Annotated in this window: 10 protein-coding genes, 1 tRNA gene and 1 pseudogene; 6 read left to right on the forward strand and 6 right to left on the reverse strand. The window is 23.9% G+C overall.

The features are described 5' to 3' along the window. Positions 1-33: 33 nt before the first annotated feature. Complete coding sequence (mnmE, locus tag AB4W60_RS00085) at positions 34-1,404, forward strand: tRNA uridine-5-carboxymethylaminomethyl(34) synthesis GTPase MnmE (protein WP_367676160.1); 1,371 nt, start codon at positions 34-36, stop codon at positions 1,402-1,404. Positions 1,405-1,448: 44 nt separating this feature from the next. Here the strand turns inward: mnmE and AB4W60_RS00090 are convergent. Beyond that, positions 1,449-1,521, reverse strand: a tRNA-Phe gene (locus AB4W60_RS00090). Positions 1,522-1,766: 245 nt separating this feature from the next. On the opposite strand from AB4W60_RS00090, the gene AB4W60_RS00095 reads away from it, so the two are divergent. Both AB4W60_RS00095 and groL read left to right on the forward strand, forming a co-directional pair. After that, positions 1,767-2,060, forward strand: a complete 294-nt coding sequence (locus AB4W60_RS00095; protein WP_343183092.1) for a co-chaperone GroES — start codon at positions 1,767-1,769, stop codon at positions 2,058-2,060. Between the two features lie 82 nt (positions 2,061-2,142). Further along, positions 2,143-3,792: a chaperonin GroEL gene (groL, locus tag AB4W60_RS00100; RefSeq protein ID WP_343188659.1), complete on the forward strand. Its 1,650-nt coding sequence runs from the start codon at positions 2,143-2,145 to the stop codon at positions 3,790-3,792. Positions 3,793-3,925: 133 nt separating this feature from the next. On the opposite strand, the gene epmB is transcribed toward groL, so the two are convergent. Next, complete coding sequence (gene epmB / locus AB4W60_RS00105) at positions 3,926-4,969, reverse strand: EF-P beta-lysylation protein EpmB (protein WP_367676161.1); 1,044 nt, start codon at positions 4,967-4,969, stop codon at positions 3,926-3,928. 28 nt (positions 4,970-4,997) lie between these two features. Between epmB and efp the strand changes: the two genes are divergently transcribed. Continuing rightward, positions 4,998-5,564: an elongation factor P gene (efp, locus tag AB4W60_RS00110; RefSeq protein ID WP_343188661.1), complete on the forward strand. Its 567-nt coding sequence runs from the start codon at positions 4,998-5,000 to the stop codon at positions 5,562-5,564. 44 nt (positions 5,565-5,608) lie between these two features. Here the strand turns inward: efp and dnaC are convergent, their stop codons facing one another. From dnaC to rsmD, 3 genes and pseudogenes are all read right to left on the reverse strand, one after another. Further along, a complete protein-coding gene (dnaC, locus tag AB4W60_RS00115) occupies positions 5,609-6,349 on the reverse strand; it encodes a DNA replication protein DnaC (RefSeq protein ID WP_343188662.1) in 741 nt (246 codons plus the stop codon). Continuing rightward, positions 6,349-6,891, reverse strand: coding sequence for a DnaT-like ssDNA-binding domain-containing protein (locus tag AB4W60_RS00120; RefSeq protein WP_367676162.1), 543 nt, complete (start codon positions 6,889-6,891; stop codon positions 6,349-6,351). The genes dnaC and AB4W60_RS00120 overlap by 1 nt, the downstream gene beginning before the upstream one ends. A gap of 64 nt (positions 6,892-6,955) precedes the next feature. Then, a pseudogene (rsmD, locus tag AB4W60_RS00125) lies at positions 6,956-7,509 on the reverse strand (16S rRNA (guanine(966)-N(2))-methyltransferase RsmD). A 109-nt stretch (positions 7,510-7,618) separates the two neighbouring features. Between rsmD and ftsY the strand changes: the two are divergent. Continuing rightward, the gene (gene ftsY, locus AB4W60_RS00130) at positions 7,619-8,884 is read left to right on the forward strand and encodes a signal recognition particle-docking protein FtsY (RefSeq protein ID WP_367676163.1); all 1,266 of its coding nucleotides are present in this window, start codon (positions 7,619-7,621) and stop codon (positions 8,882-8,884) included. A gap of 147 nt (positions 8,885-9,031) precedes the next feature. Continuing rightward, positions 9,032-9,892 (forward strand): RNA polymerase sigma factor RpoH, encoded by an 861-nt coding sequence (gene rpoH, locus AB4W60_RS00135; protein ID WP_367676164.1) that lies wholly within the window; start codon positions 9,032-9,034, stop codon positions 9,890-9,892. A 54-nt stretch (positions 9,893-9,946) separates the two neighbouring features. Here the strand turns inward: rpoH and glmS are convergent, their stop codons facing one another. Further along, entirely contained in the window at positions 9,947-11,776 is a 1,830-nt protein-coding gene (glmS, locus tag AB4W60_RS00140; RefSeq protein WP_343188666.1) for a glutamine--fructose-6-phosphate transaminase (isomerizing), read from the reverse strand. Positions 11,777-11,787: the final 11 nt, after the last annotated feature.

Consider the following 11,787-nt stretch of genomic DNA (forward strand, 5'->3'; position numbering starts at 1 on the left):
AAATTTTAATATTTTATAAGAGAAAAATTAGTTATGTTTGTTTCAGATATAGATACTATAACTTCCCAAGCAACACCAGTTGGTCAAGGAGGTATAGGTATAATACGTGTTTCTGGCACAAGGTCTAATATAGTTTCATTAAAAATACTAAAAAAAATACCTAAACCTAGATATGCATCTTTTTTAAATTTTTTTGATATTAATGGTAATATTATAGATAAAGGAATTGCTTTGTGGTTTCCTTCTCCTAATTCATTTACTGGTGAAGATACATTGGAATTACATGCTCATGGAGGACAGATTGTTTTGGATTTAATTATTAAAAATATCTTATATATTAAAGGAATTCGTATAGCTAAACCTGGAGAATTTTCAGAAAGAGCTTTTTTAAATGGTAAGATAGATTTGACTCAAGCAGAAGCAATTTGTGATTTGATACAAGCAACTTCAGAGCATGCAGTTAGAGCTTCAATTAATTCTTTAAGTGGTGTTTTTTCTAGGAAAGTTAATGATTTATCAAGTATAATAACAAAATTAAGAGTTTTTTTAGAGACAGAAATAAATTTTGTTGAAGAATCTGGTAACTTTATTTCACATGATTTTATTACTAATAAACTTAAAAATATAATTTATAAAATACAATATATTCAAAACAAATCTAAAATAGGTAGTGTTCTTAAAGAAAGTTTTAAAATAATAATTGTGGGAAAACCAAATTCTGGTAAATCTAGTCTTTTTAATTCTTTATCTTTGCGTGATTCAGCTATAGTTACAGATATAAAAGGTACTACTAGAGATTTATTACGTGAATTTATCAGTTTGAAAAATGGTATTTTAGTAGAATTAGTTGATACTGCTGGTTTTCATAATACTTCTAACTATATAGAAAAAATTGGTATAGATCGTACTTGGAAAGAAATTAGTTCTTCTAATCATATTTTATTTGTCGTAGATAAAAGTTCTAAAGATATAAATGAATTAGAATTATATTCAGATTTTACAAAAAAAATATCTCACAAAGTTAATGTTACTTTAATCTTAAACAAAATAGATAAAATTAATGAAATACCTAAAATAAAAAAACATAATAATTTTTATTCAATTAGTTTATCAGTTTTAAATAATAAAGGGGTTGACATTTTATTAAAACATTTAAATTTTATTACAACAAATAATTGTAGTTTTGAAGGTAGTTTTTTAGCTAGAAGACGTCACTTAGAATCCATTAAATTAGCATATAATAAAATTTGTAAAGCTTATACTTACTGGAAAAAATACTTTAATTATGAATTGTTAGCTGAAGATTTAATTATTTCTCAAAAATTCTTGGACGAAATAACTGGTAAAATTACTTCAGATGATTTGTTAGGTAGAATATTTTCTAAATTTTGTATTGGAAAATAATATATTTTATTTTTTTATTTCTTTTAAATTATTTATAGTTTTGCTGCCCGAAGGTGGAATTGAACCACCGACACAGGGATTTTCAGTCCCTTGCTCTACCAACTGAGCTATTCGGGCTTTATGTCATTTTATACAAAGTAATTTTATTAAATTAAACTAATAAAAACTCTATCATATTTATATAAATTGTGTCAATTAAAATTAAAATATAAGTAAATAATTTTTTTTTAAAATATTTAATACAACCCTTGAAAGTCTTCATATTTATCCATATATATAGAAGTAAGATTCATCTTGTAGAAAAACTTGTGAATCAGTTTTTAACGATATATCAAAATTTTTACAAGGGGAGATATAATTAAATGAAAATTCGTCCATTACACGATCGTGTAATTGTTAAGCGTAAAGAAGTTGAATCTAAATCTGCAGGTGGAATTGTATTAACAGGTTCTGCTGCGGGTAAATCTACTAGAGGTAAAGTTGTTGCTGTAGGAAATGGTCGTGTATTAGATAATGGAAATATCAAACCATTAGATGTAAAATTAGGAGATACTGTAATTTTTAATGAAGGTTATGGTGCTAAAACTGAAAAAATTGATAATGAAGAAGTATTAATTCTTACAGAAAGTGATATTTTAGCAATAGTTGAAGAATAAATAATAGTTATTTTAATTTTTTTAGTAATAATATATTAACAAATTTTATATCAATCAAAAATGCATTTAAGGGAAATGTCAAATGGCAGCTAAAGACGTAAAGTTTGGTAATGACGCACGTGTAAAAATGCTTAAAGGCGTAAATGTTTTAGCCGATGCAGTGAAAGTTACTCTTGGTCCTAAAGGAAGAAATGTAGTTTTAGATAAATCTTTTGGAGCACCTGCTATAACTAAAGACGGTGTATCTGTTGCACGTGAAATTGAACTAGAAGATAAGTTTGAAAATATGGGCGCACAGATGGTTAAAGAAGTTGCGTCTAAAGCTAATGATGCTGCTGGTGATGGTACTACTACAGCTACTTTGTTAGCTCAAGCAATAGTTAATGAAGGATTAAAAGCTGTTGCTGCTGGTATGAATCCTATGGATCTTAAGCGTGGAATAGATAAAGCAGTAATCAATGCTGTAGATGAACTTAAAAAACTCTCTGTACCTTGTTCTGATTCTAAAGCTATTACTCAAGTTGGTACCATTTCTGCTAATGCAGATGAAAAAGTAGGATCTTTAATAGCTGAAGCTATGGATAAAGTTGGAAATGATGGAGTAATAACAGTAGAAGAAGGAACTGGATTGCAGGACGAATTAGAAGTTGTAAAAGGTATGCAGTTTGATAGAGGTTATTTATCTCCTTATTTTATAAATAAACCAGAAACAGGTATAGTAGAATTAGAAAATCCTTATATTTTAATGGCAGATAAAAAAATATCTAATATTAGAGAATTGCTTCCTTTATTAGAATCTGTTGCTAAATCTAGTAAACCTTTATTAATTATTGCAGAAGATTTAGAAGGAGAAGCTTTAGCTACTTTAGTTGTAAATTCAATGAGAGGTATTGTAAAAGTAGCAGCTGTTAAAGCTCCAGGTTTTGGAGATCGTCGTAAGGCAATGTTACAGGATATTTCTATTTTAACATCAGGTGTTGTTATCTCTGAAGAACTAGCTATGGATTTAGAGAAATCTAATATAGATGATTTAGGTCAAGCAAAAAGAGTAGTTATAAATAAAGATACTACTACAATTATAGGCGGTTCTGGAAATAAAAAAGCTATTCAAAGTAGAATTCATCAAATTCGTCAACAAGTACAAGAAGCTACTTCTGATTATGATAAAGAAAAATTAAATGAAAGATTAGCTAAACTTTCTGGCGGAGTAGCTGTATTAAAAGTTGGTGCTGCAACTGAAGTAGAAATGAAAGAAAAAAAAGCTAGAGTAGAAGATGCTCTACATGCAACAAGAGCTGCTGTTGAAGAAGGCGTAGTTCCTGGTGGTGGTGTTGCCTTAGTTAGAGTTGCAGAAAAAATATCTCATTTATTAGGTCAAAATGAAGATCAAAATGTTGGGATACGTGTTGCAGTTCGTGCTATGGAAGCTCCTTTACGTCAAATAGTTTCTAATTCAGGAGAAGAGCCATCAGTAGTAACAAATAATGTAAAAGATGGTAAAAATAATTATGGATATAATGCAGCAACTCATGAATATGGAGATATGATTAAATTTGGAATATTAGATCCAACTAAAGTTACAAGATCTGCTCTACAATATGCTGCTTCTGTTGCTGGGTTAATGATTACAACAGAATGTATGGTAACTGATTTGCCTAAAGAAGATAAACCAGATTTAAGCGGTGGTAATCCTGGAGCAGGTGGTATGGGCGGTATGGGCGGTATGATGTAATATTTTATTTTTGTATTCTATATACATAAATAATTAATTATTTTTTGTTAAAAATATTTTAAATACAAATTTCTTTTGAAGCCACTTTTTTAAAATTTTTAAAATTTTATAAAGTGGCTTCATTTTTAGTAAATTATTTCATATTTAAGTTTATTAATGTTTTACTTTTTCTATTATTTTTTTCTTGAACTAATTTTGGTACTAAAAAACCTGAAATTTGTTCTGTTAGTTTTTTAATAATTGATATTGCTTCTTTTTTTGAAACAAAAAAGTGAGAAGATCCTGTAACTTTATCTAAAATATGTATATAATAAGGTATTATTTCTGATTCATATAGTTTGTTACTTAATTTTTTTAAAATTTGTACATCGTTATTTATTCCATTTAACATTACACTTTGATTTAGTATGTTTATTCCTGTTTTATTTTTTAAAATACTAATATTTTTTTTAAATTCATTATTAATTTCATTAGGATGATTAATATGTGTAACCATTATAATTTTTAATTTAGTTTTATTGAATATCTCACATAATTCATTTGTAATTCTTGAAGGTATTACTACAGGAAGTCTAGTGTGAATTCTTATTCTTTTTATATGTTTAATTTTTTCTATTTTACTTATAATCCACTTTAATTCATGGTCTTTAGCCATTAAAGGATCTCCGCCAGAAAAAATTACTTCTTCAATTTCATGTTTATTTTTTATATAGTTAATTGATTTATTCCAATTTTCTTTATTTCCTAAATTATTTTGATATGGAAAATTTTTTCTAAAACAATAACGGCAATTAATAGCACAATTTGTTTTTATTATTAATAATACTCTGTTATTATATTTATGTAATAACCCTGGTAATTTAATGCTAATATTTTCTTTTATCGGATCATTGCTATAGTTTTTTGAAATTATTTGTTCTTGTTTTTGAATTAATACTTGTAAAAGTAAAGGATCTTTAGAATTTCTTTTTTTCATTCTATTAACAAAATTTAAAGGTACTCTAATAGGAAAATTATTTTTTTTTGTATTAAGATCATTTAATTTTTTTTTATTTTTTTTTAATTCTAAAATTTCAATTAGTTGATCATAGTTGGTAATAACATTTTTTAATTCTTTTAACCAATCTTTTTTATTAATACTATTTTTCATATTTAATTTATTCAAAATTATTTTCATCTTTTTAATATAAAATATAAAGGTAATTATGACAGTTTATTTTTCTAACGATTTTTATGTTGGTTTAAAAATCATATTTAATGATAAACCTCATGTTATTGAATATAATCAATTTGTAAAACCAGGAAAAGGTCAAGCTTTTTCTCGAGTTAAAATGCGTAATTTGATTACTAAAAAATTAATTGAAAAAACTTTAAAATCTATTGATTCTTTTAAATCTGCTAACATTTTAGATATAACGGTAACCTATTTGTATAATAATACCAAAAATTGGTTTTTTTTTAATAAAGAAACGTTCGACCAAATATCTATTGAAAAAGAAATAGTTGGTAAAAGTAAAATTTGGTTAATTAAACAAAATGATTGTTGTGTAACTTTATGGAATAATTCGCCCATTTCTATTACTCCTAATAAATTTGTTTATTTAAAAATAGTTAATACAAATTCTGTTTTTAAAAATAATACTATTAGTTCAAATAGTAAATTAGCTACTTTAAGCAATGGAGTTATAATAAAGGTACCTTCTTTTATTGAAAACGGGCATATTATAAAAGTTAATACAATTTCGGAGGAATATGTATCGAGGATGAAGTGAAATAATTTTTTTAAAGACTATATTGAAATATTTTTTATAATATTTCAATATTCATTTCCTTTTACATTTTTTCTAAAACTTTCCCATTCAAATGTTATCCACAAACTATTTCCTAATCTCATTCTATCTATTACTCTTTCTCCTAATAAAGATTTCATTCCTTTATAATCTAAATTAGATAGCATTCCTGTAGGTCTTTTGGATGATGATCTTCTATCTACTATTTGGTTTATTATTACTTTTTCGTATCTAGATTCTGTTTGTATTCCTATTTCATCAATCATTAATAAATCTACATTACTTAAATTATTTAATAAATTTTCTTCTGTAATATTACTATTACCGTTAAATGTTCCTTTCATATTTGACATTAAATCAGCTACAGTTACAATTAACACATTTTTTCCATTTAAAATTAAGTGATTTCCTATAGCTGATGCTAAATGATTTTTTCCTGTTCCAGGTCTTCCTGAAAATATAAAGCTAGCTATATTTCCATTAAATTCTTTTGCATATTTTTTAGCTGCTTCCAGAGCTCTTTTCTGTCCTTTATTTTCTATTTTGTAATTATCAAATGAACAATTCATATATAATTCTCTAATTCCTGATCTTCCTAATATACTTTGCATTTTCATTGCTTTATTTTCGCGTATCATTGTTTTTGAATATATTTTTCCTTGTTTTTGATTCCAGCTTAATAATTCTAAATCATTGTTAAATTTTGGTTTTATATGCTTAGGTATTAATTTTTTTAATCTTTTTAAAATATTTATATTATTTTTCATTATTTTCCTCTAAAACCTTCAGGAATATATTGATCTGGTTTTGGAAGTTTATTTATATCTCTTATTTTGTTATTTGAATAATTTAAATTTCTGCTTTGTTGTAGACTTCTTGCTAGTTTTTGTTGCCACTGAATATGATGAAAAAAACGTTTTTCTGCTTTCCAATATGATATAAAAAGTGCTAGTTCATTTTTTGTTGCTGTTTTTTTTAATGCTATTCCCCATATTTTTGCTTTTTTTAAAAAGTCTTCATCAGGAATCCATTTATTATGCATTAAAAATTTTCCTATATTTATTTTATTATTTATTTTTATTTTATCTGTTTTTTTTGTTATGTATTCATTATTTTTCTTGTTAATTTTATAGAATTCATTCTTAATAAATATTAATTTATCTAATATTTTAGGAGAAACTACATATATAATAGTTTTTTTCTCTTTCAATATTTCTACTATTCCTTCTTTTGCTAAGTTTAAGATTTTTGTTGGATTTTTGCAAAATGTTTTTAAATCAGTATTATATTTTAGTGTTTTAGTAGACATATTTTATTCTCCTATTTATAAAATATTTTATTAATTTTTATATTTTAATTAAATCAATTATTTTTTACTTTTTTAAAAAAATACTATAATTGATTGTTCCAGATGTTTTTTTTCTATATAAAAACCAACTACTAGGAATTTTTATTTTTGTTTTTTTTTTGTATTCTATATATATATAAGATTTTTTATTTAACCATTCATTTTTTTCTAATAAATAACTTGTTAAATTTATTAATTTTTTTTCAAAAGGAGGGTCTATAAATACTATATCATATTTTTCATTTTTTTTTTTAACCATGATATTGTATCTGTATGAATTAATTTAACATTTTTAATCTTTAATTTTTTTATGTTGTTTTTTATGTTTTCTACTATTTTTTTATTTTTTTCTAAAAATGTAACTGATTTTGCATTTCGAGATATTGCTTCTATTCCTAAACTTCCGCTTCCAGCAAAGCAATCTAAACATTTTGAATTTATAATTTTATTATTTAACCAATTAAATACAGTTTCTTTTATTATGTTTTTGGTTGGTTTAATTTTTTTATTTTCAATTGTTATTATATTTCTATGGCGTAATTTACCGCTAATAATTCTAATTTTTTTTTTAATCATCATTTTTATTTTTCTTATTCATTTTAGTAATTATGAATATTTTTATTTAGTTAATTTTGTATTTATTTTATAATTATAAAATTAATTATTGTTATTAAGGATTATATTATTTATGCCAAAAAATAATAAAAAATCTTTTTTTTCTTTTTTTAATTTTAAAAAAAATGCACTTAAGTCAGATAAAAAAATTTCAAAAAAAAATATTTTAAATAGTACTAGTTCTAAAAATAATTCGAATAATAAATTAGATAAAAATATTTTATCTACCAAAAATAATTTATTAAATTCTGATAAATTAAATATTAACCCAAATATTTTAATTAATAAAGAAAACAATATTAATATTTTAACAAAAAAAAAATTAGTTAAAGATATTAAAAATAATAATATTAAAAAGAAAAAAAATGTTAATAATACAGTATTATTTAAATTAAATAATAATTTAATTATATCAAATTTTAAAAAACCTAATAAATTTTTAACTAAATTAAAAGAGAAGTTAAATAAAACCAGGGAACAATTTAGCAATGGATTGATTAATTTATTGTTTAAAAAAAAATTAGATGATTCATTATTTGAAAAGATTGAAGATGAACTATTACTCTTTGATGTTGGATATACTACTTCTAGTTTTATTATTAAAAAATTAAAAAAAAACATAAACATAAAACATTATAACAATAAAAAATATATTTATTCATTGTTAAAAAAAGAAATGTTTGATATTTTATTTAAGTCAGAACAAAGAATTAATTTTAATAGGCATAAACCTTTTGTTATATTAGTTGTAGGCGTTAATGGTTCAGGAAAAACTACTACAATAGCTAAGTTAACTCATAAATTTAAAAAAGAAGGTAAGTCTGTAATGTTGGCTGCCGGAGATACATTTAGACCTGCAGCAATAGAGCAATTACAGATTTGGGCTGTTAGAAACTCAGTTCATATGGTCTCTCAAAAAATAGGATCAGATTCAGCTTCTGTTATTTTTGATGCAATATGTTCTGCTAAATCTAAAAAAATAGATGTACTTATTGCTGATACAGCTGGAAGGTTACAAACTAATTTAAATTTAATGGAAGAACTAAAAAAGATTGTACGTGTAATTAAGAAAATAGATTTAAAAGCTCCTCATGAAATATTATTAGTTATTGACGCTTGTAATGGGCAAAACTCTATTAGTCAAATTCAACTGTTTAATAAATTTTTAAATATAACAGGATTAGCAATTACTAAATTAGATGGTACAGCAAAAGGTGGAATTTTATTTTGTGCTGCTAATAAATTTAATTTACCAATTAGATATATATCTATTGGAGAAAAAATATCTGATTTACAAGATTTTAATACTAGCAATTTTATTAATTCTTTATTCTTATAAATTGTTGATTTGATTTTTTTATTTTTTTTAGATTTTTTAAAAATTTACTATAATTTTTGTGTTTAATTATAATTAAAATTAATAAATTGTATTAATTATACTATATTTTAATATTTTATTGTAATAATATTAAGTTACGAGGATTACATGATTAATAAAATGCAAATTTTGTCCGTTGTTCCATTAGGTAATCTAGATGCTTATATTAGAGCAGCAAATTCTTGGCCTATGTTATCTGCTGCAGAAGAAAAATCTCTTGCAGTAAATTTATATTACAATGGTGATTTAAATGCTGCTAAGACTTTGATTTTATCTCATCTTAGATTTGTTATTCATATTTCTCGTAATTATTCAGGGTATGGTTTATTACAAGCTGATTTAATTCAAGAAGGTAATATTGGTTTGATGAAATCTGTCAGAAGATTTAATCCTAAAATAGGTGTAAGATTAGTTTCATTTGCAGTTCATTGGATTAAATCCGAAATACATGAATATGTTTTACGTAATTGGAGAATAGTTAAAGTTGCTACTACTAAATCTCAACGTAAATTATTTTTTAATTTGCGTAAAACAAAAAAAAGATTAGGTTGGTTTAATAAAGAAGAAGTAGACGCAGTTGCTAAGGAATTGGGTGTTAGTAGTGAAGATGTACGTGAAATGGAATCTCGTATGTCAGCTCAAGATATTACTTTTAATCCTACTCCTGAAGAAGATTATTTTGATGGAAAATCTTTAAATTCTACACCTTGTTATCTACAAGATTTATATTCTAATTTTTCTCTTTTATTAGAAGAAGACAACTGGGAAACTCATGCCACAAACAAACTTAGTAATGCTATATCTAAATTAGATAAAAGAAGTCGTTATATTATTAGATCTCGCTGGTTAGATAAAAATAATAAGATTACATTACAAGAGATAGCAAATGATTATGGTATTTCTGCTGAGAGAGTACGTCAGCTAGAAAAAAATGCAATGAAAAAATTAAGAATGGCTATAGATGTATAAATATTATACAAAAAAATTTTTCTTATATTTTTAGTTATTAAATAAATTATTTTTTCATTCTACTGTAACTGATTTTGCTAAGTTTCTAGGTTTATCTATATCGTTTCCTTTAATTTCTGCTATGTAATATGCTAACAATTGCATAGGAATACTGTAAAATATAGGTGAAATCATATCTTCTACGCATGGTAATTTAATAATTCTCATATTTTTTTTAAAATGAGAATTATTATCAGTAAAAATATAAACTGAAGCTCCTCTAGAACTTACCTCTTCAATATTTGACTTGATTTTTTCAATTAATTTATTGTTTGGTGCAATTACAATAATTGGTACATTTTTTTCTATCAATGCTATAGGTCCGTGTTTTAATTCTCCAGCAGCATATGCTTCTGCATTTATATAAGTAATTTCTTTTAATTTTAAAGCTCCTTCTATAGCTATTGGGTAATTAATTCCTCTTCCTAGTAAAATTATATATTTTTTATTATATATTTTTTTTGCTAAGTTTTTTATCTTATTTTTATATTTTAAAATTTGTTTAATTCTATTTGGTAATTTTTTTAAACAATTAATTATGTTTATTACTGTACGCATATTATTTTTTTTTATTTGTATAATACTTGCTATTATTACTAATAATAATGCTAATTGTGTGGTAAATGCTTTTGTTGAAGCTACTCCAACTTCTATGCCCGCTTTTGTTAACATATTAAAGTTTGATTCTTTTATTAAAGACGATCCATCTATATTACAAATTGCTAAAGATCCTATATAATTTAACTTTTTTGAAATTTTTAAAGCTTCTAATGTATCTGCAGTTTCACCTGACTGAGATATTGCTATAAATAAACTTTTATCTCTAACTACTACTTTTCTATATCTAAATTCTGAAGCTATTTCTATATCACATGCTATATTTGCTAGGTCTTCAAACCAATATTTTGCAACCATGCTCGAATTATATGATGTTCCACAAGCTACTATTTGTACATGTTTAATTTTTTTAAATATATTTTGAGTTTTAATGTTTATTTGTGATAAATCAATTGAATTATTTTTAATTTTTTTATAAATAGTGTTTTTTATTGCTTTTGGTTGTTCATATATTTCTTTTTGCATATAATATTTGTATATTCCTTTTTTTATGTTTTCCTTTTTTAATTTTGAGTTAATTTTTTTTCTTTCAATAAGTTTTCTTTTTTTATCAAAAATTTTAACCTTTGTTTTTGTAATTTCTGCAACATCACCTTCTTCTAAATATATTAATTTTTTTGTTACTTGTAATAAAGCTAATTGATCTGATGATATAAAATTTTCTTGTATTCCTAGACCAATCCATAGAGGACTACCAGATCTAGCTGCTATTAATACAGACAAATTATTTTTATCCATTACTACTAATCCATATGTCCCTTTTATTTTTTTTAATGTTTTTTGTACAATTTCTAATAATGTTCCTCCTTTTCTCTTCTGTTCTAAATGTATTAAATGAGCTATAACTTCAGTATCAGTTTCTGAAGAAAATTTATATCCTTTGTTTTTTAGTTTTATTTTTAAATTTTCATAGTTCTCTATAATTCCATTGTGTACTACAATTATATTATTTGATATATGAGGATGTGCATTTTTTTCAGAAGGTTTTCCGTGTGTAGCCCATCTAGTATGAGCCATACCAATATTACCTGATATATTTTTATTTTTTATTTTTTTTATTAAATTTATAGTTTTTCCAGAAGATTTTATAATATTAAAAATTTTTAAATTTTTATTTGCTATGACTAGTCCTGATGAATCATATCCACGATATTCTAGATATCTCAATCCATCTTGTAGAATATTTAAAATATTGTGTTTTGAAACTGCACAAATAATTCCACACATAAATATTTTTT

Source organism: Buchnera aphidicola (Neophyllaphis podocarpi), from assembly GCF_964059055.1.
Lineage (GTDB): Bacteria > Pseudomonadota > Gammaproteobacteria > Enterobacterales > Enterobacteriaceae > Buchnera_M > Buchnera_M aphidicola_A.